The organism is Haloarcula salinisoli, from assembly GCF_019599405.1.
GTDB classification, from domain to species: Archaea; Halobacteriota; Halobacteria; order Halobacteriales; family Haloarculaceae; genus Haloarcula; species Haloarcula salinisoli.
In genome coordinates this window covers 19,682-45,131 of sequence record NZ_RKLQ01000003.1, presented here as the reverse complement: position 1 = coordinate 45,131, position 25,450 = coordinate 19,682, and the positions used below count along the sequence as shown (strand labels likewise).

27 protein-coding genes, 1 other RNA gene and 1 pseudogene are annotated in these 25,450 nt (G+C 59.0%); 10 read left to right on the top strand and 19 right to left on the bottom strand.

Features of this window, described 5'->3' with window-relative positions:
- Positions 1-13: 13 nt before the first annotated feature.
- Complete coding sequence (locus EGD98_RS16390) at positions 14-370, bottom strand: dihydroneopterin aldolase family protein (protein ID WP_220589483.1); 357 nt, start codon at positions 368-370, stop codon at positions 14-16.
- Between the two features lie 132 nt (positions 371-502).
- Here EGD98_RS16390 and azf point away from each other — a divergent pair, with 132 nt between their 5' ends.
- The 3 genes from azf (at position 503) to EGD98_RS16375 (ending at position 3,353) form a co-directional block, all read left to right on the top strand.
- Positions 503-1,276: an NAD-dependent glucose-6-phosphate dehydrogenase Azf gene (azf, locus tag EGD98_RS16385; protein WP_220589482.1), complete on the top strand. Its 774-nt coding sequence runs from the start codon at positions 503-505 to the stop codon at positions 1,274-1,276.
- A 258-nt stretch (positions 1,277-1,534) separates the two neighbouring features.
- Positions 1,535-2,524 carry a hypothetical protein gene (locus EGD98_RS16380; RefSeq protein ID WP_220589481.1) on the top strand — a complete coding sequence of 330 codons (990 nt, stop codon included), beginning with the start codon at positions 1,535-1,537 and terminating at the stop codon, positions 2,522-2,524.
- Positions 2,457-3,353 carry a hypothetical protein gene (locus EGD98_RS16375; protein WP_220589480.1) on the top strand — a complete coding sequence of 299 codons (897 nt, stop codon included), beginning with the start codon at positions 2,457-2,459 and terminating at the stop codon, positions 3,351-3,353. Before EGD98_RS16380 ends, EGD98_RS16375 begins: the two co-directional genes overlap by 68 nt.
- A 1,304-nt stretch (positions 3,354-4,657) precedes the next feature.
- Here the strand turns inward: EGD98_RS16375 and EGD98_RS16370 are convergent.
- Complete coding sequence (locus EGD98_RS16370; RefSeq protein ID WP_220589479.1) at positions 4,658-5,716, bottom strand: type I restriction enzyme HsdR N-terminal domain-containing protein; 1,059 nt, start codon at positions 5,714-5,716, stop codon at positions 4,658-4,660.
- 125 nt (positions 5,717-5,841) lie between these two features.
- Here EGD98_RS16370 and EGD98_RS16365 point away from each other — a divergent pair, with 125 nt between their 5' ends.
- Positions 5,842-6,282, top strand: coding sequence for a hypothetical protein (locus tag EGD98_RS16365; protein WP_220589478.1), 441 nt, complete (start codon positions 5,842-5,844; stop codon positions 6,280-6,282).
- Between the two features lie 63 nt (positions 6,283-6,345).
- Complete coding sequence (locus EGD98_RS16360; protein ID WP_220589477.1) at positions 6,346-7,056, top strand: hypothetical protein; 711 nt, start codon at positions 6,346-6,348, stop codon at positions 7,054-7,056.
- Between the two features lie 150 nt (positions 7,057-7,206).
- Here the strand turns inward: EGD98_RS16360 and EGD98_RS16355 are convergent, their stop codons facing one another.
- On the bottom strand, positions 7,207-8,250 hold the full coding sequence (locus tag EGD98_RS16355) for a tyrosine-type recombinase/integrase (RefSeq protein WP_220589476.1): 1,044 nt from the start codon (positions 8,248-8,250) through the stop codon (positions 7,207-7,209).
- Between the two features lie 51 nt (positions 8,251-8,301).
- On the opposite strand from EGD98_RS16355, the pseudogene EGD98_RS16350 reads away from it, so the two are divergent.
- The 3 genes and pseudogenes from EGD98_RS16350 to EGD98_RS16340 form a co-directional block, all read left to right on the top strand.
- Positions 8,302-8,415, top strand: a pseudogene (locus tag EGD98_RS16350) (NAD(P)-dependent oxidoreductase); the annotation flags it as partial.
- Positions 8,416-8,494: 79 nt separating this feature from the next.
- Positions 8,495-8,776 (top strand): toxin-antitoxin system TumE family protein, encoded by a 282-nt coding sequence (locus EGD98_RS16345; protein ID WP_220589475.1) that lies wholly within the window; start codon positions 8,495-8,497, stop codon positions 8,774-8,776.
- A complete protein-coding gene (locus tag EGD98_RS16340; RefSeq protein WP_220589474.1) occupies positions 8,773-9,198 on the top strand; it encodes an HVO_A0114 family putative DNA-binding protein in 426 nt (141 codons plus the stop codon). The genes EGD98_RS16345 and EGD98_RS16340 overlap by 4 nt, the downstream gene beginning before the upstream one ends.
- A 9-nt stretch (positions 9,199-9,207) precedes the next feature.
- Here the strand turns inward: EGD98_RS16340 and EGD98_RS16335 are convergent, their stop codons facing one another.
- Positions 9,208-9,699 carry a metallophosphoesterase gene (locus EGD98_RS16335; RefSeq protein ID WP_220589473.1) on the bottom strand — a complete coding sequence of 164 codons (492 nt, stop codon included), beginning with the start codon at positions 9,697-9,699 and terminating at the stop codon, positions 9,208-9,210.
- A 543-nt stretch (positions 9,700-10,242) separates the two neighbouring features.
- Between EGD98_RS16335 and EGD98_RS16330 the strand changes: the two genes are divergently transcribed.
- Complete coding sequence (locus EGD98_RS16330) at positions 10,243-10,497, top strand: DUF7533 family protein (protein WP_220589472.1); 255 nt, start codon at positions 10,243-10,245, stop codon at positions 10,495-10,497.
- Here the strand turns inward: EGD98_RS16330 and EGD98_RS16325 are convergent, their stop codons facing one another.
- The 4 genes from EGD98_RS16325 to EGD98_RS16315 form a co-directional block, all read right to left on the bottom strand.
- Positions 10,498-12,339, bottom strand: a complete 1,842-nt coding sequence (locus EGD98_RS16325; RefSeq protein ID WP_220589471.1) for a UvrD-helicase domain-containing protein — start codon at positions 12,337-12,339, stop codon at positions 10,498-10,500.
- 143 nt (positions 12,340-12,482) lie between these two features.
- The gene (locus EGD98_RS21320) at positions 12,483-12,641 is read right to left on the bottom strand and encodes a DUF7563 family protein (protein WP_419181063.1); all 159 of its coding nucleotides are present in this window, start codon (positions 12,639-12,641) and stop codon (positions 12,483-12,485) included.
- Between the two features lie 88 nt (positions 12,642-12,729).
- On the bottom strand, positions 12,730-13,029 hold the full coding sequence (locus EGD98_RS16320) for a DUF7521 family protein (RefSeq protein ID WP_220589470.1): 300 nt from the start codon (positions 13,027-13,029) through the stop codon (positions 12,730-12,732).
- Between the two features lie 23 nt (positions 13,030-13,052).
- Entirely contained in the window at positions 13,053-13,403 is a 351-nt protein-coding gene (locus tag EGD98_RS16315) for a winged helix-turn-helix domain-containing protein (RefSeq protein WP_220589469.1), read from the bottom strand.
- Positions 13,404-13,510: 107 nt separating this feature from the next.
- Here EGD98_RS16315 and EGD98_RS16310 point away from each other — a divergent pair, with 107 nt between their 5' ends.
- The gene (locus EGD98_RS16310) at positions 13,511-14,032 is read left to right on the top strand and encodes a PadR family transcriptional regulator (RefSeq protein ID WP_236039579.1); all 522 of its coding nucleotides are present in this window, start codon (positions 13,511-13,513) and stop codon (positions 14,030-14,032) included.
- 177 nt (positions 14,033-14,209) lie between these two features.
- Here the strand turns inward: EGD98_RS16310 and EGD98_RS16305 are convergent, their stop codons facing one another.
- The 11 genes from EGD98_RS16305 to EGD98_RS16255 form a co-directional block, all read right to left on the bottom strand.
- Positions 14,210-14,389, bottom strand: a complete 180-nt coding sequence (locus EGD98_RS16305; RefSeq protein ID WP_220589468.1) for an HVO_0416 family zinc finger protein — start codon at positions 14,387-14,389, stop codon at positions 14,210-14,212.
- 150 nt (positions 14,390-14,539) lie between these two features.
- A complete protein-coding gene (locus tag EGD98_RS16300; RefSeq protein ID WP_220589467.1) occupies positions 14,540-15,727 on the bottom strand; it encodes a cation:proton antiporter in 1,188 nt (395 codons plus the stop codon).
- Between the two features lies 1 nt (position 15,728).
- Positions 15,729-16,217, bottom strand: a complete 489-nt coding sequence (locus EGD98_RS16295) for a cation:proton antiporter regulatory subunit (protein WP_220589466.1) — start codon at positions 16,215-16,217, stop codon at positions 15,729-15,731.
- A 69-nt stretch (positions 16,218-16,286) separates the two neighbouring features.
- Complete coding sequence (gene uvrB, locus EGD98_RS16290) at positions 16,287-18,347, bottom strand: excinuclease ABC subunit UvrB (RefSeq protein ID WP_220589465.1); 2,061 nt, start codon at positions 18,345-18,347, stop codon at positions 16,287-16,289.
- A gap of 109 nt (positions 18,348-18,456) precedes the next feature.
- Positions 18,457-19,299: an ABC transporter permease gene (locus EGD98_RS16285; RefSeq protein ID WP_220589464.1), complete on the bottom strand. Its 843-nt coding sequence runs from the start codon at positions 19,297-19,299 to the stop codon at positions 18,457-18,459.
- Positions 19,296-20,339, bottom strand: coding sequence for an ABC transporter ATP-binding protein (locus EGD98_RS16280; RefSeq protein WP_220589463.1), 1,044 nt, complete (start codon positions 20,337-20,339; stop codon positions 19,296-19,298). Before EGD98_RS16280 ends, EGD98_RS16285 begins: the two co-directional genes overlap by 4 nt.
- A 639-nt stretch (positions 20,340-20,978) precedes the next feature.
- The gene (locus EGD98_RS16275) at positions 20,979-21,584 is read right to left on the bottom strand and encodes a rubrerythrin family protein (RefSeq protein WP_220589462.1); all 606 of its coding nucleotides are present in this window, start codon (positions 21,582-21,584) and stop codon (positions 20,979-20,981) included.
- Positions 21,585-21,629: 45 nt separating this feature from the next.
- Positions 21,630-22,604, bottom strand: coding sequence for a matrixin family metalloprotease (locus EGD98_RS16270; protein ID WP_220589461.1), 975 nt, complete (start codon positions 22,602-22,604; stop codon positions 21,630-21,632).
- 36 nt (positions 22,605-22,640) lie between these two features.
- An RNA gene (gene rnpB, locus EGD98_RS16265) (RNase P RNA component) lies at positions 22,641-23,029 on the bottom strand.
- An 87-nt stretch (positions 23,030-23,116) separates the two neighbouring features.
- Complete coding sequence (locus EGD98_RS16260; protein WP_220589460.1) at positions 23,117-24,880, bottom strand: nitrite/sulfite reductase; 1,764 nt, start codon at positions 24,878-24,880, stop codon at positions 23,117-23,119.
- Between the two features lie 96 nt (positions 24,881-24,976).
- Positions 24,977-25,315: a DUF8134 family protein gene (locus EGD98_RS16255; RefSeq protein ID WP_220589459.1), complete on the bottom strand. Its 339-nt coding sequence runs from the start codon at positions 25,313-25,315 to the stop codon at positions 24,977-24,979.
- Positions 25,316-25,450 lie beyond the last annotated feature (135 nt).

The window sequence follows — 25,450 nt, the reverse complement described above, 5'->3', positions numbered from 1 at the left end:
TAAAATTTTCGCACTATTGAGACGGGTTCACAACCGAATCGACCTGCATCAGCGGATAGCCATCTTCCATCGCCATGCTCGTCTCCACGACACAGCCCTCGTAGTCGATGGTCATCGAGACGTCCAGAAAGCGCCCGGTCAGTTCGGTGTAGTCGGCGCCCGACTCGTCGATGGCCGCCCGAAGGGGCTCCTCACGGACGGAGACGGTCACGGCCACACAGTGTGGCTGGTTCTCGATGGCCTCCTCCATCGCCCGGGCCAGCGAGTCGGCGCTGTCGGGACTGACCGGCGTCCCGGCGAACTGGTGGTAGAGCGAGCCGAACTTGATACCCGCTTCGAAGCAGGCGACCTGCGGGGACGTGGGGTCCATACCGGTATAGTGAGTGGTGCCAGCCCAAGAAGGTCGTGTTCTCGACCCCTCGACTGGCCAGGGCCGTCGACACGGGGAGCGATGCCCGAACCGCAAGCTACCTATTGTGTCATGACTATCCACCCAATACGAATGGACGACCCGGTTCTACTCACAGGTGCGGGCGGCGCGGTCGGGGAGGCCATCCTCGAAGGCCTCGAAGAGGATTATTACTGGAAGCTGATGTTCCACAATCCGCCCGCAGAGCAGCCCAACCACGAGTACCTCATCGGCGACGTCGACAACCCCGACGACGTCAGAGAGGCGGTCTCGGGCGTCGGCGCGGTCATCCACCTCGCGGGCGACCCCCGCCCGGAGGCGCCGTGGGACTCGGTGCTGTCGAACAACATCGACGGGACCCAGAAAATATACGAGGCCGCCGTCGAGGAGGGCGTCGAGAAGTTCGTCTTCGCCTCCTCGAACCACGCCGTCGGCTCCTTCGAGACACAGGACCGCACACCGGATATGTACCGCCCCGAGGACGACTTCCGCCTCGACGGGACGGAGTTCCCCCGCCCCGGGAACCTCTATGGCGTCTCGAAGGCCACCGGCGAGGTGCTGGGTCGGTACTACCACGACAAGTACGGTATCAAGGTGTGTAACATCCGCATCGGCAACCTGACCCGGGGCCACCCGCCCATCGACTACGAGCGCGGCCAGGCGATGTGGCTCTCCTACCCCGACTGCGCCCACATCCACCAGTGCGCGCTCGAAGCCGACTACGAGTACGAGACCGTCTACGGCATCTCCGACAACGACCGCAAGTACTACTCCATCGAACGCGCCAAGGAGGTCCTGAACTACCGCCCGCAGGACAACTCCGCACACTTCGAGGGCGAAGACCGCGTCGTCGAACCGGACGTTTGAGCGCCGATAAGGCCGCTTCAGCCTTTTCGGAGTCCAGTAGCGAGTTCCCGTTCTCGCCTGAGAGTAGGTGTTTCTGTTGGCCGTCGATTTTGTAGCCATACACAGCGTATCGGTGGGTCGTCGCCATCCGTCGGTTCACTCGTAGTGCCCCGTCAAGGGATATCATTCTTTGGGTGACTGAATTATACAACGTCAAAGTAGATATTGAATAGTCTCAAATACCGAAAGTATTTCATTAGGAACTGATGATAAAACAGTATGTCCCGAACCGGTGCTACCCCTGATTTTGATTCTACTGGGGAGAAAGAACGATATGAGCGACTCCTTCGCTATGATATTCCAGTAGCTGCGATTAAACGGTATATTGATTCTCACGGTTTTAAAATCTCTAATATAAATTCGGGAACCCGAAGAAAGGTGGCAGAGAAGCTCTCTGATGAAGAGATAGAACAACTAATTTTAGAGTATAAATATGCTGGACAGCAGAGCGTGAATTATTTTGTAATCACAGGAATTGAGCGTAAATCATTCTCGACTATTGAAGAGGAATGCGAGCTTTCTATAGCAGAATCAAAGGCAGAAGTTGGAGTCAGAGAACCCTATCTTGCAACCTCGGAGATATTGGAGGGACGTCTGTATCTCTGCTTTGGGTATATTGAGTCAGAGGCAGATACAGACCCGAAAACCGGTATTGAACAGAACACTGAAATCAGGGGGCGAGCCATTGCGGTCATTAGAGATGATACGGATTTAGTAGCAATCCGATGCTCTGATGAGAATATAGCTAAGAAGGTCGCAAATCAAATTGCGGGCGCGCTAAGGATTGAAGAGTCGTCTGCGAGTTACCGGCCAGATTTTGGTCTTGAATTTGAAAAGAAATTTAGAGAAGAATTGGTTGACAAGTACTACAGTCTAAAGATTCGTATTAACGACGAAGAGGGCCGAACAGTAGAGACAGTTAGATACAGCTCTAAAACCGATGAAGAGGGAGAAAGAATGGATGCCAGAGAGGACGAAGACGTCATCCGTCAACTCGAAGAAAAAGAAGGGGAAATCCGGATGGGTTATGTTGAATTAAAAGATGGCTCTAAGTTCTATATCAACCGGGATAAAAGTAAAATCTCGTTTCTTAAGTATGAACAAGAGCAACAGATTAGTGAGATTACGGAGGTGATAGATAATGTTCTCGGAGAAACTGGAGAGTATCCCCAATCAAAACTTGAAGGGCTTGGAAACGTACCTGAATAAGGCCAGAGAGAGGGGGCAAAAGTATGTTCGCCATGATTTAGCGGCGCGTGAAGCAGATATCCCTGAGACACACGTATTGACTGCGTTCACTTTCCTGTGTGACGAAGATATCCTCCAAGCCAAACTCAAAGTGCGATGCCCTAACTGTGCGTCTTCTCATGGGGGCGTCTTTGAGAAACAGAGCAACGTCCCTGATGAGGTCGAACGTTGTATGTGTGGTGAAGAATTTTCTATGGGAAAGAAAGCAAACTGGGAAGTTGTATATGAAATCCCAGAAGGTGGTGTCGATTTTTTTCTGAGCTTCGACGAGAGTTTGAAAGTCTTTTCTGAGCAAGCATACGACGTCTCTAAATCTTATCTTGAAAAAAAGTACAGACAATTGGAGGAGATGGAAAACGCCTCGTATAGAGGTCAGCTGTTTGACCATTTTATCGGCATCTTATTCATACAGATAGAGGGAGTCCATGCTATTTCCAGATATCCCCATGCAAAGAGAGGAGAAATCGATGTTCTGGTTAATTTAGCTGAAGCTCCGGACTGGCTATTTCGAACGCTCGGTCACGCTACATTGGTAGAGAATAAGTGGCAGAAAGAGCCAGCTGAGTTGTCCGACTTTGACTCATTTGAATCAAAAGTCAACGAAATCGACCGGATGCACGGTGTCAAACAGGCATTCTTTATCAGTATGAACGGGTTCAAATCATCTTATGACGATGTGTTAGACAATGATGACGCCCCACGCATTATCGGTTTCACAAGAGAAGAAGTAGAAGAGATGGTTAGTAACGGTAGTGCTGAGTCAGTTCTACGGAGGGAATCATTCCCGTAATCGAAGTCAAGTATGACTTCACACGGAAGTCCTACGGCCCACTGGCCTACCACCGATTTGAACATCTCCCATGCGAGGGAAGACTCGATAAGCCCGCCTCGGACCGGGTTTAATTGTCTACGCTGACTGCAGATTACCGAAGTTATGCTGCTTCTTGCGCGCTGACTCTGATGGTATTATAAGTATAGCAATCCCGGCTGCATGAACGGATATGCCCATTAGTTATAATCGGGCGGTTAGAACACCAGAGGCACCCCCCACCCCTTATTATTAGTAACCAGCCGCGCTCAATCCTGAGTGTGTTTGACCAGATTTTTGCGGAAACCCGAAGGTTCTGAGACCGAACAGCCGGGATAGGTGCGGGACATTACGCCCGATAGAGGTGTTAGAATGCGTCAGGATAGACTTCCACGACTTCACACTCGTCGTCCATCAGGTCGAACAAGCAATTGGCACGTTGCTGCTTGGAACCGATAACCCCGCGCCAACTTTCAGGCAAGTCAGTTGACCGGCAACCCTAATCTTACGTATGAGCCAAGTATCGGAATATACCGAAATAAACGTCAATTTCTTATATCTGAGGAGAGTTTCACTATGCCAGCCACCGACCTATTTGTAAGCTTCTGAGCGGGCTCTGAGACAATTCTATTAAATCACGCCCTATGGGACATAGAAACCTATGAAGCTCCATAGGAAGAGCTACAGAGGGGTTAGAATTGCATTCCTCCTGCAGGGGACGATTGCAGCGTCGGCCTTAGCCAATCAAGCGGTAACGACGATGGGTGTGATTAGCGACCTTCCGGGCCTGAGGGGCGATTAGCGGTATCATAGCATGGCTTAATCGGCTCTGAATCTATATCTGGCCTCTGAGAGACAAGCTGTTAACTGAAGCGGGGTTATCGAGTCTAACCCTTTGTCTACTGCAGAGTCTAACCCTATGTAGACTCTAATGCTGAGGCGGGGTTATCGGTGATGTCCCTGAGATTCTAAACTTGAGTTGATACCTGCTGTAGTTACCATATATTATACCTATATGTGGACCATGCTAAGTTGGCATTGTAGATTGCATATCAGGGCCGCATCAGATGAAGTATGAAGTGACTTCATCCGTCTCAGGTGGAAGAAAATAGCCCACGTAGAATAAAACAAAGCGCCTCAAATATCCCAGAATTCGGCTCATATGTAATATTCTGTAGTCCCGAAAAGACCCCACCTTGCTGTCTGGGTGACTTATCCATTTGCTCCTTCACCGAGACTGATACTAACAAATCTAAATTTGAAATAGTCCCTCCGTGAGGTCTAACTCAATTTTCACCCACCCAGACAAGGACTTGGTCATCACCCCTCCCTCGGCGTTCGATTTCGTCTGTTACTCTTTCCAAGACCAGCAGAGAGGCATTGTGTCCCCCACCACCCGGATTGAATCCCTCTTTTTCTGCTAATTCATCAAATCTTGGTCGTGATACTTTTCCCTCATTTCTAATTAATCTCCTGTAAACTGCAGGCTGTGAATCTGACTTGTTTTTGAGCCGTTTATAAAACCGCTTGTCCGTATCTGTCTTGAAATCAGAGACATCTGGCACTGGAGAGATACTATCCTCTGGTGTTTCGGTGCTGTGTGTGGTTTCGTTTTTGTCCCCGGATGCTCTCGCGGCCTTATCGGGTTTGGATAGAGGTTCATCACTAACGAAGTGACGCTGTTCTCGTAGGACAGAGACGAGGTTCTGTGTGAACTCCCGCGACTGTTCTTCGAGGTCAATCGTAAGTTCTCCAACCTCTTTTTCGACCGCCTCGCTCACAGCCTTAGTGACGCTGTCTTCGTTTTCTTGTAGATGCCGGATTGCCCGGTTTGTCTCTGCGACCTGCTCCGCGACTTCGTCCGATTTCCCTGAGCGTATCGACTCCTTCGTAAGTAGTTCCAGCACACCGGGGTTATCGGATAGGTCATCGAGGTTAAATTGAGCGACAGACACCTCCTCTCCTCCGTTGCCACGGTGGTTCTTGGTCAGAACCTCGAAGGATTTTCCGTTGGTCAGAATTCCCCAGTCCACATCAAGTTCTTGTCGCATATAACTCCGCAGCTGCTGAACTTCGCTGTCAGTGAGGGTAGACCGTACTGGCTTGGCTTCAACGAAGACCACAGGCGAATCCCCTACGAGAAGAGCATAATCGACGTGCGTACTTCCTGAAGCCATCGGGATAGTGTATTCCAGCGCGACTTCGGTAGAGTAGAGGTCCCACCCGAGGAGTTCCAGAAACGGCTGAATGAGTTTGACCTTCGTGTTTTCCTCGTCCATCTGCGGTGAGGCTTCGATAAGCTGCTGACACCGCTGGACGTACTCGTCAATCTCGTCCCGGTCCATTGCTATACTCTCTGTAGCGAGCCCCTTTTAAAATGGTGCAAACCGAGCGAACTTCATTGGAATTAGTGTGGTAACTGGGGGTTACATTTTGCCTCGTTCAGAACTACGTATGAAGATAACAACCGATGACAGAATCTGATTCATCTAACTTTAGTAATTGGCTTGCCGCGTTTTTTGGAACTTTCTTATCCACACTAATACTCGGTGTTGTCGCAGAAGCAGTACTGAGAGTAGATTATGTTCTTGGAGTGGCGAGTGGAACTGTCATCGGTTTCTTGCTCGGCCTCGGATTCATGGCGAGAAAATATGGCGCACCGGAGAGTGTTCCGAATTGGCTTCTCAGTCACGCAGAGTCTGGCTGGCAGTTTGGCATCAAAGTATTTTTTGCGAGCCTTTTGATTGGTGTCGCTGGGGTTGCTTGGCTTCTTTGGGTAGTTCTCATACATCAAAGATTCGGCAGTCAGACTGTCACCTACTGGGGTGAATCTCTACTTTTAATCCTACTTCCATTTGTGACTATTAGCGTGTTTTTCTTCTTGTTCTATAGGCTCTGGAAATCGGTGTGAACTTCCACCGAATTAGTGATACGGCGCAACTCTTTTTTTAATTGTAATCTTAGTATACAAAAGATGTCTGACGACTGCTCCGGTGAATATCCAAATATTTCGGAAGACCTGTCTTTTCTTGCTGGGTTAGATATGACTCAGTCGTTCGCACTCAACGGGTTGGATATGTCGGAAGAATTAGCCCCATTGGCTGGGTTGGATATGTCGGAAGAATTAGCCCCATTGGCTGGGTTGGATATGTCGAAACAGTTGGCCCCGCTGGCTGGGTTGGATATGTCGAAACAGTTGGCCCCGCTGGCGAATGTAGGCCAACCTATCTCCCAAGAGGTTGCCTCCGCTGTTGAACTACCGAAAATCACTTTTCCACTATCCAGACTGTCGCATGAACTAACGCACGCTCCCGGTATGTTCTCTGAAATGAATATCCCGGGACAAATAGAACCAAGTTTTAATTCTGTGGATTACGGTCCCAGCCAGTTAGGAGAGGCCAACAATGCAACGACTGTCGAATCTGAACGAAGGCTTGATATAGAAATTGAAAATTTCCTTTATCAGTTTCATGTTCGGTTCGCATTTCAGCGAACTTATGAAGCATTACAGGTAGTCGGCGGGAAGGTCGATGAGACATATCTTCTGTTCATAACCAGCGGTCTCATAGGAGGACTCACTCGCTTCTTACCTGATAAACAAGCGTGGGGTGCGTACGTGATAGGCAATCTGCTGGCGATTGCATACTATCAGAGGGCTAATCGTGTCGAGACTAACCAAGAGTAACCGCTGAAAGAAAATCGGTCGCATTAGTTAGTAAATTGGACCAGAGATAGAATTTCTCCAAGATATTTCTATCACACCACCTATCAAGAGTCACCTTCTTCGGCTGTCCGGCGTTCAACGCCTCGGTGACGTAGCCACGTCGAAAGGAGGCTACACGTTAGAGAGGAATTGCCTCCGCTGCTCTGCCTTTTCGTCTTCAGTCCGACGGTCGTAGTGTTCATCGAGAACGTCCTGCGAGACGTTCATACGGTCGGAAACGACCTTCTCGGGTACATCTTGACGAAGGTGATGGGTAATAGCACCACGTCGCACAGGATGGCCCGAGACTGTAGAGGGACATTTGCAGGCGTCGTTGGTACGCTGTGCAGCTTCGCAGGTATCTGGGTCCTTGTTATGTGGACAGCCTCGACCCGTCGCACAGGGACGCGTAGCTGCGTAGATATTCCGTCTGATAGAGTTCTTCGCTGGCCGACCCTGTCTGGTGGTAAACAACGGTTCTCGGTCGTGGTCGTCAGTTACGCCGTGGCGGGCCTTATCGGCGTAGTCTTCGAGAATTTCGCTCACCTCGGCAGAGAGTGCAATGTATCTCTCGGCCTTCTCAGTGTTCTTCAGCGGCGTATCCGTATCGGGACGATGGCGAATCCGTAGACGCTCGCGTTCGGCGTCTAAGTCATTCACATCAAGCGCCCGTACTGTCCCCGTCCGAATCCCCGTGTGCCAGAGGAGCGCCATGAGCGCGTGCGTACGGCTTGCGTAGTGGTACTTGCGTAGATACGACAGTATCGCGGTCGCGTCGTCTGATTCCAGCATTTCAGTGCGAGCATTGCGGTCGCGGTCGGGGAGAACGATTTTCTGAGACGTCCCGCCCACTACAGCATCTATACTTTCACAAAACTCCACGAATTGCCGGACAGTACTGAGATAGATGCTTACCGTAGATTGAGCGAATCCGCCTTTGATGTGCAGCTGATACTCATGGACAGTACGGGCCGTCACGTCGTTCATATTCGCCTCTGACCCGGCCTTATCGGTGTACCACTCCACGAACGACCCGACGTGCTTCTCGTGGAGCTGGAGTGAACGGTCGGCTAACTCATCCTGTCGTGACTGGAGATAGAGTGATTGTGCTTCCGCAGGTGCCAGTGGTTCGAGTGTCTGTGCGTGTTGGTCCGGGGCGTTCTGTTGCGAGTTCATTATTGCTCCGAACCGACTGACGAGCGAGACTTGCCGAGCGCAGCGAGGCACAACGACCGCAAGTACTACTCCATCGACCGCGCCAAAGAGGCCCTGAACTACCGCCCGCAGGACAACTCCGCGCACTTCGACGGCGAAGACCGGGTCGTCGAACCGGACGTCTGAACAATTTTCCTCTCGATACTGTTCCTATGGGACCGCCCCCATAGAACTATCACTATGGGATTCGTATCATACTGTAGCGATGGGGTACACGGTTATCGAGGACGTCGAAGACCGTGTGGGCGAGACGGTCATCCGTCGGAAGATACTGCAGACGGACGACCCCCAGTTTCCGAGCGGCTATCGCTACGCGCTTCACTACGGCTACACCGACGGCCGGGGAACCATCCTACGCTACGATAACGAGAACGAGACGCCCGGACGCCACGAGCGCCACACGGCCGACGGTGTCGAGGAAATCGACTTCCCCGGAATGCTGGCGCTCCGGCGACAATTCGTCGACGAGGTGGAATCCCGACAATGAAAGCAAACACACTCAAAATCACGTTCAAGCAACGCGATGACCACCGCGACGCGGCTGAGAAGCGACTGCGGCGTGCCCAAGCGGGCGAAACCGGCGAGGCTGTCGAGCAGGACGTCCGGTTCGTCCTGAACTTCGAGGAGTACGGCGACGTCGAGCAGTTGATGCGCGAGCGGAACCTGAAGCTCATCGAAGCGATAGTCGAACACCAGCCCGAGAGCATCCAGGACGCCGCTACGGTCGTCGACCGTGACTACCGTGACGTCCATCGGAACCTCGAAGAGCTCGAATCACTGGGCGTCGTCGAGTTCGAAGTCGACGGACAGCGCAAGAAGCCCCAACTCCGCGAGGGTGTCGAGAACGTCGACTTCTCGTTTCAGTTCCCGCTGCACACGGCAGCAGATGCCGGCGCGTCAGCCGACTGAGTCGAACCGTCACTCCAGTTCGTGAAATTCTAGTTCGCCGCTTTCGGTGTCCAGCGTCGCGACCGAGAACGCGCCCGGCGCGGGCGGAATCGCAATCCCGCCGGGGTTGACCCGCACCGTCCCCTCGTACTCCTCGGTCCCCGCCTCGTGGGTGTGGCCGTGGAAGACGTAGTCGTAGGTGCCACACTCGACCAGCGCGTCGACGATGGCCCCGCTGGTACCGTGATACACCGCTACTTCCTGCCCATCCAGCGTGAGCTCGCCCATCTCGCCCATGTAGGTGCCGAAGTCGTCGACGGTGGCCTCGACGGCCCACTCACCGTCGTTGTTGCCCCGCACCGCATAGAAGTCCCAGTCGCCGTCGAACGGCGTCACCGAGAAGGGCGCGACGAAGTCGCCACAGTGGACGACCGTCTCGACCCCCCGCTCTTCGAACGCCTCGACTGCTGCGTCGACCTGTTCGCCGTTGTCGTGCGTGTCCGAGACGATGCCGACTAGCATAATTCGTCGTTCTGTGTCCGAAGGTAAGAACGTACTCCCCGCTAGCAGTCGTCAGTGATTGAGCGACTGTGCCTGTGAACAGCCAGAAAGCCCCCGACCGCACGGGTCGCGCGTCTCGCTGTGCGTGGTTCGAGAGACCCCCGGTCTCTCGTCATCACGAAAGGCGTGCAGCGCCTTTCGAACGACTTCAGTCACTTCGTTCCTTCCAGTGCTTGTGATCTGAAAATCGCCGCCGACGATTTTCATCATCTCGAAAGACGGCGCTGCCGTCTTTCGGCGACATCGTCGAGCTTCCCCGAGCGGTCGGCCCCTTTCAGTCCCACCCATGCCGGCTGGTCAACTGGCTACGGGTGGACTGAAAGGGGCGGCCGTGTCGACGAAGGCGGGCGACGCAAGCACCGCAGGCCGAAGGCCGAGGAGCGCAGCAAGCCCCCCGAGTCGACACGGCCGGGGCTTTCTGGCTGTCAGTAAGCTGTTTGGGAGTCCCAGCTGTTGGTGAGCCATCCCGCTGGCCTTTTCTCCCGTCGTCGCAAGCCCCTAGCCATGGCACGGGGAATCCTGGAGACGATTGGGCTGGCTGCCACACTCGTTCTGGCCATCCCGATAGCGCTGTTCGGCGCGGAGCACCTGATTCGCGGGGAACTGCTCGCCGGAGCGTTGTACGTCGGCATCGCGGTCGGGCTGGTCCTCGTCGAGGAGTATCTCACGACGCCGACGGACGTACCGGGGAAGGTCGCGGAGGAGACAGTCGGGAAAGTGGTCGAGACCGAGGCGTCCGACTCCGAGAACGGCGAGTAATTAGTCGGCGGCGACGGCTTCGCCGGCCTCGTCGAGCAGTTCCTCGATAGAGCGCTCGGAGGGGGCGTTCTCCAGCAACACGTCGATGGGCAGGGTCGGCGCGCCGTCGACGAGGTTCTCCATGAGGACGAGTCGTTCGCGGGCGCGGGACATCCCGACGTAGAAGACCCGGCGCTCGTTGTCGGTCAGCGTGGGCACGGGGCTCGTGTGTTTGGTGAACTCCTCTACTTCGGGGACCTCGACACCCTTTTTCTCGACCGTGGCGGCCATCTGCTCGACGACCTTCTCGGTGAGGTCGGTGGCGACGAAGACGTGGTCGGCCTCGCGACCCTTCGCGGAGTGGATGGTGCCCAGACGGACGCAGTTGGGGTCCATCCCCTGGTACTCGCCCGCGAAGTAGGCGCCGACGGTGCGCTCCTGGAAGTTGGTGACCTTCCGGAGCATATCGCTGGCGGAGGCGGGGTCTGGGACGAAGGGGACGTGGTCGGTGACGACGTCGGGCTCGATCTCGATTTCGGCGATGTCGTCGGCCTCGTGGTCCTCCTCGATGTCCTCCAGCGCGTCGAAGAAGTCGTCGCGCTCGCCGGTGCCGAAGGCCGAATCGGCGAGCATATCGGCCAGGCGGCGGGCCTCCAGCACGGAGAGGGGCTCGTCGTTCTCGACGGCCTCGATGGCGGCGACGTACTGGCTCAGGCGGTCGGTCCACATCCGCTGGTCGGTCAGACACGAGAAGGGGATGCCCTCGTCGATGAACTCATCGATGAACTGGAACATCTGGTAGCGCGCCCGAAAGAGGACCATCACGGTCTCGTCGGCCTGGTCGACGGTGCCGATGACGTTCCGTGCCAGGTCGAACATCGAAGGGTTCTGGACCGCCTCGACGCGGCCGCCCTCCTTGCGGGGGTTGAGGTCTTTCTCCTGGCGCTTCTCGATGTGGCGGACCTCGCGATTGACGACGTTGAGAATGCGCGAGGGCAGCCGGTAGGAGTTGGGGAGAATCTCGTCCTGTGTGACGTCTTCTTCGAGCAGGAGGTCGGGGTCGGCGCCCTGCCAGGCGTAGACGACCTGGTCGTCGTCGCCGGCGATGAGCACCCGCTTCATGTGGGGTTTCCACTCCTCGTAGACGTCGTACTGCAACGTCGTGATGTCCTGGAACTCGTCGATGATGAGGTAATCGACGTTCGGGAGCAGGGAGCGCTGGGCGACACGTTCGAGCATGTCGGCGAAGCCGGTGAGGTCGTTGTCGCCCTTGTAGGTCCGCCAGCCCCGGATAGCGGCGGGGACGTCGACGCGGTCGTCGTCGGTGGGCCACGTCGGCGTGTACTTGTTCCCAGTCTGGGCGTTGTCGTCGATTTCGGGGGGAAGCCGGACCTCCTCGTCGTCCCACTTGAACGGGACGTCGTACCAGTCAGCGACGTCACGGCGGGTGCGCTGGAGCCACTGACTCGTCGCGATGATCTTGTTGCCGAGTGTCGTCGAGCGGGCCGACCGCCGCCGTGACCCCTCGTACTCGTCCTCGAACTCGATACCGAACTCGTCACAGAACTCCTCCTTGTCGCTCTCGCCGACCACGTCGCCCCGCGAGAGATTGAGTAGTTCGTAGGCCTTGGCGTGCATCGTACAGACGTTCCCCTGCAGCGCTCGGGGGGTCACGTCGAGTCGCTCGGCCAGCCGTTCACGGATTTCGGCGGCCGCCGCACGGGTGTAGGAAACCACCAGTACGTCGCGGAAATCGACGTCGTCGTCTTCGAGCAGCTCCTCGACTCGGTCCAGCAGGGCAGTCGTCTTCCCGCTCCCCGGCCCACCGAACAGGCGGACAACCTCGGTGGTCGAATCAGTCATTGCACATATACTAGAGGTCCCCCCCAATAAACAACGTGCTTTGGAAAAACGGCGGCAACACTGCCGATGGTCAGTCCCAGCCCACCCGCACCAGCGCGTGCGGGTGACCGGTCGACAGCCGACAGCGTAGTTGTGTGACGATGCTACGGTTGCCGTGGTGAACGTGCTTCTCGAATCTCCGCCCCGTCCCGGATCATATCCTCACAGGCGGGACAGACCCGGGGGTCATCAGTGTCGGACGGCGTGAACACACGGACGTAGTCCTTCGTTACGAAGGACCCACAGTTCTGGCACTCTGGCATACCCTCTCTCCGATACTGTCCCGGTGGCGGACAGCATCTACTGAGACGTTGCTGTCAACGAATATATAACTATGCCATGTCACATCTCCTACCGGTACAGCGAGACGTACAACATGGCAAAGCCGATGATGAACGGAATCGTCTCGGCCATCTGGAAGAATACATCGGCAAGGGCCCCGGTCTGGCCGGTGGAGAGCTGCGTGATGACGCTGGTGATGGCGACGCCCATGCTGATAAAGGCGAAGCCGACGAAGGCGTACTGGAGCCGTTCGGAGGGGCGTTTCCGGTAGGCCTGGAAGCTGATGAGCGTGATTCCGAGGGTGAGCCCGAACACGACCATCCGCATCAGTACGAGCGCCCCGCGCGCGACAGCGACCCCGCTTTGCATCGGTTAGTGCCCTCTATCCATGGTTATTCGGGGTTTAGCTCGTCCCACAGCTGACTGAATCGGTCGGGTAGGTTCTCCTCGCGGTAGATGCGGACCTTGTACTCCTCGTCTTCGAGCGAGATGACCGTCGACTCGAAGTTTGACTCGTACACCTTGTAGTGGTTGCCGTCCTCGGCGACGAGCGTGTGGTCTTTCACCAGGTCGTACTCGTCCAGTAGCTCGATACGTCGATAGACGGTCGGTAGGGAGAGGTCGCACTGCTCGGCGAGGTCTTTCGCAGATTGGGCCTCCCGACTGATGGCGGCCAGCACGCGTCGGGCGTGCTGGTCACCGATTGTATCGAGGATTTCCTCGATGCTCTTGTCCTCTGCCACTATCCATTCCTACTCCCCATCTCATATAAGCGTTTACGAGCATGGAGGTTGTTTCACGCTCGGAAAACGCTGAGGGGTTTATATGATGTCGGCGTCGCTACACGCTAATGCGGATTGCGTCCAGATTAACGATGTCCGGAGACAACCTCCGTCGCGTGACGACGGGCAAGACGATGGGCGACCGAGCCGACGAGCGACTGACCCCCCTCGTCGGGTCGACCGACCCAACCGCCCATGGTAGCGCCAGTCGTGACGCCATCCCGGAGTCGCTGTTGGCTTCGGTCATCGACGATATCGCCGACGGCGACGTCGCCGTCGATGACGGGCTTGTGACCCAGAGTCTGGACGAAATCCTGCTCGCGATGATCGCGTTGTCGGACGATGAGACACACGGGACAGGGCTCATGGAGGCACTGTCGCGTCAGTTCGACGCGCAGTTGAGTCCGGGCACGGTGTATCCGCGTCTGCACGACCTCGAAGCGGATGACACGCTCACCGTTCACGAACTGGTGCAGACCAAACAGTACTCGATCGACGACGCCGAAACGGCAGCGTCACAGATCGAAGAAGCGGCATACAGGCATTTCGTCATCGGGATGTTCCTGCACGCGTCACTCGACGCTGTCTGACATCCCACGTCTCTCTCTCTATCGAGCACGCCCCGGCCGACTCCTGACCCCAGTCGGCCGGGGTTTGGCTCCACGGTGATACCCACTGACGAGCGTAGCGTCGCTCTCAGTCACAGCGAGAATGACGGACACACGGGCGCGCGCCGAACCGCGAAAAGTGAACCGCGAGACGCCGGGTCAGTTTACGGGTGTCCAGCCACACACCGAGCACTCGCTTGCGGCCGACCCGTGTAGCCCGCCACAGTCGGGACACTGCTTCTTGTTGTAGTTTTCCTCCCATCCAACGTCGTCGACCTCGTGACCGCGCTGCGAAAGGAACTCGTCGAACATCTCGTCGGATCTCGGTGCGCTCGCCATACATGCTATGGTATACCACACCACCATATAGAACTATCGGTTGCGAGAAACGTTGCCACATTGCATACATACTGTCGTGATGGGGGCTGTCCCAGTATCGCCGGTACGGATCTGAAAAACCCACAATACGGTCGACAGGGGCCCCACGGGCTACCCGGACGGCGCGCCCAGCGCGTCAGTGATGGTGTCGGCCTGCTGTATCAACACCGACCCGAGGACGCTCATCACGAGGACGTAGCCGACGGTAAAGGCCGGCAAGACCGTGGCTAGTCGGCCGGTTCCGATACCGGCCGCCAGCGTGGCGATGACAAGCGAGAACTCCCCGCGGGGGACCAGTCCCAGCCCCACGCGCAGCGAGCGACGCCGGTCGAGGTCGTAGAACCGTCCCGAGAACGTCCCACTGAGGAACTTGCCGACGGTAGTCGCGACGACCGCGACCGCGAGCAACGCAGCCACGCCCGCGATGAGGGTCACGTCGGTCGTGAGCCCGATACTGAAGAAAAACACCGCCGCGAAGATGTCCCGAGCAGGTGCGACGATGTGCTCGATGCGCTCGACGTGGGCGGTCTGGCTGATACCGGTACCCAGGAAGAAGGCTGCGACGGCCTCGCTGACACCCAGTGCCAGGGCCGCACCGGCGACCAGCGTGGTCACGCCGACGATGCGGAGGATGAACAGCTCGTCGGAGCTGGTCCGGAAGAAGCGGTCGAGCCAGCCCGAGCCGTACCACGCGACGGCGGTGAGTCCGCCCAGAAAGAGAAAGGCGGTACCGACCGAGAGCGCGGCCGATTCGAGGTCGCCACCGCCGGCAACCGCCGCGAGTATCGCGAGGTACACGGCGATGAGGATATCCTCGAAGACGAGTGTCCCGAGGATGGGGCCGCTCTCGTCGTTGGCGATCCACCCCTCCTCGATGAGCGACTTGGTGATGACGGCGCTGGAGGAGATGTAGACCACGCCCGCCAGAAACAGCGTCTCAAGCAGCGTCCAGCCGAAAGCGAACCCGATGACCACGCCGAGACCGAAGTTGACGGCGAAGTCGACGCCACCGGCAGCGCTGATGCGCCCGCGGTCGCGCAGCAGCTGGTCGACGCTGAACTCCAGCCCGAGGAAAAAGAGCAGGAAGACGATACCGAGCTCCGCGAGCACCTGGATGAACTCGCTGTCGCTGACCAAATTGAGCGAGACCCCGAGCACCGACGAGGGCGGGTTCGGGCCGACGAGGATACCGACGACGATGTACGCGGGGATGACCGACAGCCCCACGCGGTTGGCGAGCGCACCGGCGAGTGCAACGGCAGTCAGCGCGATGCCGACTTCGAGCAGCAGCTCGGCCATCTCAGCTGTCGTCCGACTCGACGAGCGCTTCGAATTCGGCAAGCTCCTCACGGGTCCCGAGCGTGACGAGGATGTCGCCTGCGGTTACCGTCTCTTCCGGGCCGGGGTTGGGAACGGTGTCCGAACCGCGCTGGATGGCGATGACGGAAACCCCGGTCCGCTGGCGGAGGTTCGCCTCACCGAGCGTCTCGCCGACGAGCTCGCCGTCCTCGCTCACGTCGAGCCACTCGATGATGGCCTCGCCCAGTGGCACCTCCACCTCGTCGGTCTCGACGGGCTGGAAGTACGCCCCCTGGAGGATAGCGCCGACCTCCCGGGCCAGCTTCCCCGAGAGAGTAAAGAGTCGCTCTGCGTCCGCGTCGGGGTCGGGCTTGTGGAAGACCTCCCGCTTGCCGTCGTGGTGTAACAGCACGACGAGCCGTTCGCTGCTGTCTATCTCCACTTCGAACTTCTTGCCGACGCCCGGCACGTCGGTCTCGTAGACGGTCATACCGACACAACGATAGCGCCGAAAATAAACCCGGGTGGCCGGAACAGATGAGAACCCGCAGTCGGCCACTCAGAACTCGGGGCCCGGAGCAGGCACGCCACCCTCGTCTTCGCCCCCGTCGAGGTCGAACTCCTCGCGTAGCTCCCGGATGCGGTCACGGATGTCCGCCGCGAGTTCGAACTCCAGGTTGCTGGCGGCCTCCTCCATGCGCTCTTCGAGTTGCTGTATCTGGGCCGTGGCCTCGTCCTCGTCGCTGGGTCCGTCGCCGCTGATACCGCCGGTGTCGGTCTTGCTTCCGGGGAGGTTGGTCTCGCCGACGGCCTTCTCGATGGTGGTCGGCTCGAAGCCGTGTTCCTCGTTGTACTGCTGCTGGATGCGCCGGCGACGCTGGGTCTCCTCGATGGCGGCGTCCATCGCCGAACTGCGCTCGTCGGCGTACAGCACCACCTCGCCGTTGACGTTGCGGGCCGCACGGCCCATCGTCTGGACGAGTGTGGTCTCCGAGCGAAGGAACCCCTCCTGGTCGGCGTCCAGAATCGCGACCAGCGAGACCTCCGGGATGTCAAGTCCCTCCCGCAGGAGGTTGATACCGACGAGGACGTCGATGTCGCCCAGCCGCAGCGAGCGGATGAGTTCGTGCCGTTCCAGGGTGTCCGTCTCGTCGTGCATATAGGCCACGTCGACGCCCGCTTCTTCGAGGTACTCCGTCAAATCCTCGGCCATCCGCTTGGTGAGGGTGGTGACGAGCACCCGCTCGTCTCGCTCTGTCCGCTCCTCGATGCGGCCCATGAGGTCCTCGACCTGCCCGGTCGCCGAGGCCACCTCGACGGCGGGGTCGACCAGATGTGTCGGCCTAACGATCTGTTCGACGATCTGCTCGCTCTCCTCGCGCTCGTAGTCGGCCGGCGTCGCCGAGACGTACAGTGTCTGGTCGGTCTTCGCTTCGAACTCCTCGAAGGTGAGCGGCCGGTTGTCGAAGGCGGTGGGCAGCCGGAAGCCGTTCTCGACGAGACTCTCCTTCCGGCTCTTGTCTCCGGCGAACTGGCCGCGAATCTGGGGGAGCGTCTGGTGGGACTCGTCGACGACTGTGAGGAAGTCCTCGGGGAAGTAATCGAGCAGCGTGTAGGGAGCTTCACCGCTCTCGCGGTCCGAGAGATGCACCGAGTAGTTCTCGATACCCGAGCAGTAGCCCGTCTCCTGCATCATCTCGATGTCGAAGGTGGTCCGCTCCTCAATGCGCTGGGCGGCGACGGCGTCGCCCTTGCGGTCGAAGTACCGAATGCGCTGTTCGAGCAGTTCCTCTATCTCCTCGATAGCGCGTTCGAGGCGTTGCTCGGGGATGGAGTAGTGCTCGGCGGGGTGAATCAACGCGGCGGGTTCCTCGCTCTTGACCTCCCCCTCCAGCGGGTCGACTTTCAGCATCCGGTCTATCTCGTCGCCCCAGAACTCCACGCGGATGGCGTAGCGGCCGTACATCGGATAGATTTCCAGCGTATCGCCCCGGACTCGGAACGTGCCCTGGGTGAAGTCCACGTCGTTGCGCTCGTAGTTCAGGTCCACGAGCTGTTTCAGCAGTTCGTCCCGGTCGATTTCCTGACCAACTTCGATAGAGAGCGACATGTCGATGTAGTTGCGCGGGTCACCCAGCCCGTAGATGGCCGAAACCGAGGCGACGACGATGACGTCGTCCCGCGTGAGCAAGGAACGGGTCGCGGAGTGGCGCAGCCGGTCTATCTCGTCGTTGATCGAGGCGTCCTTGTCGATGAAGGTGTCCGTCTGCTCGACGTAGGCCTCGGGCTGGTAGTAGTCGTAGTAGCTGACGAAGTACTCGACAGCGTTGTCCGGGAACAGGTTCCGGAACTCCTCGTAGAGCTGGGCCGCCAGCGTCTTGTTGTGGGCGATGACCAGCGTGGGTTGCTGTATCTCCTCGACGACCCACGAGACGGTGTTTGTCTTGCCCGACCCCGTCACGCCTAGCAGGGTCTGGGTGTCCATCCCCTGTCGGTACCCCTCGGCCAGTTGCTCGATGGCCTCGGGCTGGTCGCCGGCGGGGTCGAAGGGCGCGTCGACGCGGAACTCGGTGTCGGCGTCCGGACGGTCGATGGAGAGGGGGCCGCCTGCGTCGCTCATTATCCGTGGATGGGGCTGGAGGGACTTGAGCCGCGTGGTCGTCACGCTCGACGGCGGTCACAGTGCGCGAAGAGCGGTTGCCGAGACGCGGGGCGGTAGTTCCCCGGATTCAGTAATGTCCCATCACGCCACGTTTTCTGGCGAGGTTCAAACAGAACATGAACACCAGGTGGCCGGCCGTCAGATAACCGATGCCCGCGACGAGCAAAATCACGATATCGAGCGGTGCAAACTCCCAGAGCTGTACGCCTGCACGCATCGACTGCTGGAGCATCGAGGAGCCCTGTGTGAGTGGGAGCAGCTTGAGGAGCGGAACGTCGGCGGCCGGTGCCGCGATGAATCCCAGAAGAGCGAACTGCGCGAGTTGCGAGACGCTGCCCACCCGCTTGTACACGAGTGCCAGTCCGGCAAAGATGTAGCCGACACCGACCGCGGTCAGGAGCGTAAGCACGGTAATTGGAATGATAGTCACGAAGTTGAGTGCGAGTGACCGTCCGGTGGTCACCAACATCAGTACCAACATTATCAGCCCCATCACCATGCTGAGGAGTATGTTTGCAAGGACCTTCATCCCCAGAATACGGCCGAACCCATGGGGCGACACATACAGTTGTTCGAGCGTTCCCCACCGTGACTCCTGCGTGATTTCGGACGAGAGGCTTCCGTAGGCGCTCTGGGCCATCGTCCACAGGAACCAGCCGACGATAATCGCATCGAACGTCCCTCCGAATGCACTCATACCACCGACGCTCTCGGCGGCAGCCGAGCCGCCGAAAAATATCACTCCAAAGAACAGATACATACCGACTATCTGAGCGACGAAGTTGAGTCGGTACCGAATCATCAGTAACAGATTCATCCGGAGAACGGTCCAGAACAGGAGTAACGAGCCCGTGCCACTATCAGTGTCGGACTGTCCCACGCCGGACTCCGTCGCTGAAACGTTACTCATTGCTCCCTCCCCAGTCGCCCGGTGTCGGACGCCCCATCAGTCAACCGAAGGAAGATATCGTCGAACTCGACTTCCTGTGCGTCAAAGGAGTCGATCAACAGTCCCGACCGTTCCAGTAGCCTCGTAAACTGGTAGAACTCCTCCCGTGAAAGCTCGACGTGTATCGTCGTCTTCTCCCCTCGTTCGACACCGAGAAGAGTGAACACGGACTCGATAGCGGCCTCCGTCTCCTTATCGAGTTCACCGGTGACTGTTACCTCGTGGACGTTCGCGTCGAATATCTCGACAAGGTTTTCGACCGTGTTGTCTTCGACGACCTCCCCATCGTCCATAATCATCACGCGGTCACAGAGCGACCGAATGAGTCGCATATCGTGGCTCAGGATAATAACAGTCCGACCGTCTGCCTCGGAGAGTCGGCGGATTTCCCGCTGCAGTTCGCGACCGCTCTCGACGTCGAGACCGAGCGTCGGTTCGTCCAGAAACACGACATCCGTATTTCGAACCAACGTGCACAGAAGCGAGACCTTCTGTTTCTGCCCACGGGACAGTTCTCGAACGACCGTATCCGCTTTCTCATCCAGATTGAACTGCGTCAACAACGTATCGATGCGCTGCTGTTGTTTTCGATAATCGTTCCCCCCGATAACGGAGAAAATTTCGAGATTCTCCCGGACCGAGAGTCGCCAGTAGGAGTTCCGCGCGCCCTCGAGCATCGCGCCCATCTTTTCGTGGGCAGTAGTGGTGTCCTCGTGGACGTCCACCCCGTCGACCTCGACTGTCCCTTCCGTCGGGACGATGAGTCCGAGAATCATCTTTATGAGCGTCGTTTTGCCGGCTCCGTTCGGGCCGAGAATGCCGATGACGCCGCCCGGTCTGATAGCGAAATCGATGCCCTTGACGGCGTCAACTGCTGTATCGCCGTCGCCGTAGGATTTTTTCAGTCCGTCCACCGATATAATCGGCTGTATCACCCCCTCCGATGCGCCTGCAGCCGAGTCCTGCCCGGTAGTAGCTGTGGCTCCGCGCCCTGTTTTCATTACAGGCAACACTCTATATATTCAAATAAAATCTATGCTTGAAATTTACTGTCGTCAGTTTCGACAACGGCTCGTGTGACCGCACTGCACGAACCCTGCTATGTACTGGATCTGTCGTTTTATCTGTGATGGACTGTGGAAATTATGCAGCCACCTCTCGAACCGAATTCGGATTCGGCCGGCTCGGACAGGCCAGAAGGAACACAGAAGCGTATCGTCGGCTGGCGGCGACCGTAGCATCGGTCCAGACGCAAAATCGCAACAATAGACGGGTCTCAGTCACGACCAGGGCGCACCGAACTGCCTGTTACCCCCGTAAGAGTGGTGTAGAATATCCAGCCCTTTATTTTCAGGCAACAAAAAGGTTTATTTTATTGTAATTTGTGTTGATTAGTGCATGCTAAGGTGCAATCTGGGGCATGTAGGAGGTGTCGCATTATGGCGTTGTCGTTGAGCGAGTTCCTCAGTTTGTGGAGGAACGGTTATTTCAGCTCTGGGTGCGGAGGCTGATCTGAATACGAACAGAGTCAGCAGGAAGTGGCGATCCGAACGACAGTCGTCACCCGCTTCCTGTTTGCTGCGGTGGTCCACGACGCACGGACTCTCCGCGGTACCGCTTCGCGACGCGGCGCCGATATTTTAACAGACGTCCTTCGGATTAACGCCCAGGTCTTCGAGCGTCTCGACGTAGTCGTCGTAGGCCGCAGCGACCACGTCGATGGCGGCGCCCTCTGCGGCCGCCCAGTCCTCGTCACCCTCGCAGGTCTCTTCCAGCAGGTCGGCGGCCTCAGCGCGCAGTTCCTCGACCTCGCTACCGGCGCTGCGGTAGTTGCTCGCGGTCTGTGGGTCCGCTTGCCCGGTGAAAAAGCCGGTGAGCTGCTCCTTGACCTTCTTGTCGACGAGCGTCCAGCCGACGAGCCCGCCCAGACGCTCAATAGTGGCATCCAGCGCGTCGAGCGTCTCGTGCATATGGAACTCGCGGTCGGCTGGCTCGGTCTCGCCCTGCCGCTCGCTCGCGTCGCTCGCGGCGTCGGCAAAGAGGGCGCCAGCCGCGTCGGCAGCGTCGTCGGCCCACGCCTCGAAGGTCGCGGCGGCGGCAGCCTCACGGGCCGCTGCGGCGGCGTGGATGGCGTCGGGCTCCATCTCCCCGCGCGTGTCCGCGTACAGTGTCTTCGAGGAGCCCAGTCGGGAGAGCTCGGTCTGCTGGTCGTCTCGGACGGCGTCGATGAGGTCGTCGGCGGTCATACCCGCGACTGGGCCCGGCGCGGGCTTGTAACCATCGGAGCCAGGTCAGCCGTGCCACGCACCGCGGCGCTCGCGCGTATCGGCATCGTCCAGCCGGTCGGGGTCGTCGCCAGTGTGGAACGTGTCCACGAGCTGGAAAGCGATGTGCCAGCTCGCGGCGTCGGTGTCGAGCCCGACGAGCCGTATCTCGGCGCTCGTGTAGCGCTCGATGGCGCCGTCCTGGTCCGGGTCGGTCCCTTCGAGGAACAGACAGGACCCCTCGCCTGCCGTGCAGTCGTCGGCCGAGACGCGGCTGACGGTGATGTCTGCGGTCTCGCTCTCGACGACGCGGACGGAGACGTCGGCGGGAACCGCCCCGTCGCCCCCCTCGCGGACGTACTCGAGCGCGTAGTCGAGTTCCGCCCGATAGCGGTCCCGCACCTCGCCCGCCCCACCCAGCGCCACCGTCAGCGTCGAGTCGTTCCACGGGTTCGCGCGCTCGGTGGCGTTGGGCTGTGACAGCGTCGCCAGGTCACGCTCGTGGGCCATCACGTCGCGCGGTCGGTCGGTGTGGTCGAGGCCCAGCAGGTGGCCGACCTCGTGCCGGACGACCAGCCGGGTCGACTCGTCGGCCAGCCCGCGCCTGACCTCGACGGCCGCCGGTCGGTCGACCCCGGTCGAGGCGTCGATACGTGGGGCACAGCCGGCCGGGAACTCGGTGTCACCGCAGGCACCCACCGTCTCGACGAAGCGCAGGTGCACGTCGGTCCCGGTTTCCGGCGTCGCCCCCGGTGCCAGCACCTGGAACTCGACGTCGAAGCCAGCGTACTCGCTGGCGTTGTGGTCCCAGTAGGCCAGCCCGTCGGCGACCAGTGCCCGCTCGCGGTCCGTGCCCTCGACAGCGACAGTTACCGTCTCGCCGGCGAAGGGATGCTCGTCTCCGCCCGTCAGCGACTCCGCCTGTTCGACGACAGCGCCACAGCCGGCCAGCCCGCCCAGGAGGACCAGCAGTGTGACCACGCCGGCACGTCGGCTATCCATTGGCTATCGGTAGGACTCGGCGCACGTGTAGATTGTGGCTGCGGGGAGTAAGCCCCCTTCTGTTCGGGCCGGCATTCGGCTGAGCGACCGCGTCCAGCGCTTACACGCGGTGTCGGACTACCTGTCGACGCGGTCTTGCACCGGTGAGGATTCGCCGTTCCATCGGTCCGTCCGGGGAGCGTGGACCGCCGAAGGCGGACCACGTTATATCGCGGTGGGCGTCAGCACACCACGTTAGCCCTCGGTGGGTTAACTCTCCCTGGCTTGCCGCTCGGGATTCGCACACCTCATCGGTCCCCGGACGACGTGTCGTTGCTGTTCCATAGCCGACGGTCTCCCGCCCCGGGCTTGTGCCCGGTCACCTGTCCGACGGGTGGGGGGACTTTCCTCATGGCTCGCGCCACGGGGGCCGGCCTCCCGCTGCCAGTCGAGAGTAGATTACTGGCGCTGATTAAGCTTGCTGCTCGCGTGCCGAGCGAACGCGTGGAAAAACCGCGTCGAGCGATGGGTCCTCAGTCGTCGGCTTCGAGCGAGTTCCCCTGACCGTCCGTTGGCGCGGGCGAGGCGCTCATCTCGTCGTCTTCCGCGTAGGGGTACCACGTCATCTTCGTGTTGTGCATATACGGGTCGTCGTAGTCGGTCTCCTCGGGCTCCACGAGGTCGGCCAGCGTCTCCTCGTCGCGCGCTTCGACGAAGTCACGGAACGTCTCGCCGTCCTCGCGCAGTTCTTTGAAGCTGTTGACGAGGTTCTTGATTGCACCGGGCACCTCGTCGGCGGGGACGCGCATCTCGACCCAGTCCGCGAAGCGCGGGTCCTCGCCGAGACCGCCGCCCAGGCCGATGTCGAGTGCCTCGACGGGCTCGCCGTCTTTGCGCGTCTTCATGCCGCGCAGGGAGACGTCGGCGATCTGGGGCTGGGCACAGGAGGCGGTACAGCCCGAGAGGTGGATGTGGAAGTCCTCGTGGTCGGCGGGGAGCTCGACGTTGTCCTTGAGCCAGCGGGCGTAGCGAACCTGGCGGTTCTTCGTCTCGACGATAGAGAGCGAGCAGTACTCCGTGCCGGTACAGGCGATAGAGCCACGCATGAACGGCGAGGGGTTCGGGGAGTAATCGTCGAGCAACGGCTCGTTCTTCAGCTCCTCGAGTTCGTCCTCGGGGACGTCCATGATGATGACGTTCTGGCGCTGGGTGAGTCGGACCTCGCCGGAGCCGTACTCGTCGGCGAGTTCGGCCAGTTCCAGCGTGTCCTCGGCGCCCATCCGGCCCACGAGGACGTTCAGGCCGACGTAGTAGTTGCCGTCGGGCTGTTCGTTGATGCCGACGTGGTCGTTGTGACCCGTCTGCCCGCCGGAGTTGTAGGTGTACTTCTCGCGCATGTCCTCGCCGGCGGTCTCGAGTTCGAAGTCGACGAACTCGTCCTGGAGGACCTGGCGCATCTTCTCGGGACCCCACTCGTCCATGAGGAACTTGATGCGGGCGTTGAAGCGGTCCTCGCGGTCGCCGTACTCGCGGAACAGCGCGGACATCCCGTGGGCGACGTCGGCAGCCTGGTCGGCCGGGACCCAGACGTCGATGTCACGAGCGAGGCGGGCTTCCTTCCGGGAGAGGCCGCCGCCGACGCGAACGTTGAAGCCGACTTCGCCGTTCTTCTCGGCGGGCTCGAAGGCGAGGTCGTTGATGTCGCCCTGACCACAGCCCTCGTCACAGCCGGTGATAGCGACTTTCCACTTGCGCGGGAGGTTCGAGTAGTCGTCGTTGCCCTTGAACGTCTCGTGGAGCTCCTCGGCGACGGGCCAGGCGTCGACGTGTTCGTGTTTGTCCTTGCCGGCGACCGGGCAGCCGACGATGTTGCGCCAGGAGTCACCGCAGGCCTGCTGGGTAGAAAGACCGACAGATTCGAGCTTCTCGAAGATGTCCGGGATGTCCTCCAGCTTGATCCAGTGGAGCTGGATGGACTGGCGTGTCGTCCAGTCACAGACGGCCGGGCCGAACTCGGGGTTGTCGGCGGGACCGCGGGCGTAGTCACGGGCGATTTCGCCGATGACCTCGAGCTGGCCAGGCTTGATGACGCCGTTCGGTGTCCCGATACGCATCATGAAGTAGGATTCCTGGCCCGAGCGCTGGTGGTACAGTCCCCACCACTTGAAGCGCTCGAACCACGCGTCGTGTTCGTCTTCCGGGATGGCCTCCCATCCCTCCTCCGCGAACTCCATGAGGTGCTCGCGAATCTCGTTGCCGTAGACCTCGTCTTTCCATCCTTCGACTTTGCTGGGCATGGATAGTTCTGTCTGGTCCCTAGAGAGCCAACCTTATACGACACGCCTTCTCGTCAACCGTGTCCCCCACTACCCGAAACGGGAAAATATTGCCACCTATTCCGAATCCCCATCGGCGGCGTGTTTGCCCGGGAAGTGGACGCTCTCGTGGACGACGCCGTAGAATTCCCCCGAATCGGGGTCGACGACGCGCCCGACGGTCAGCCAGTCCGTGACGCCGCTCTCGCCACAGGCGATACACTGACCGGCGATACGAGCCTCGATATTCGGGTAATCGACGCCGACTTTCACGAACCCCTCGGCGAGGAAATCGGTCAGTTCACACCCGCAGAAGTCCGTCTGCGCGAGGAGCCACAGGTCCGAGACGTTCACCTCCCGGGAGTCGTTGACGGATATCCACGCGCCGTCGTCTAACTGGTGAACGTCGGTCGTCATTACATCTCATTAGATTTCCGTGACACCTGAGGGCATCGGCGCTGTCAACTTTCGCCGGTGCCGGAACTATCCAGCCGCTGTCTTGCGGTGTGTGTGACTAGCCACCACGACGCCCGATTTGTCAGCGGCCGTACA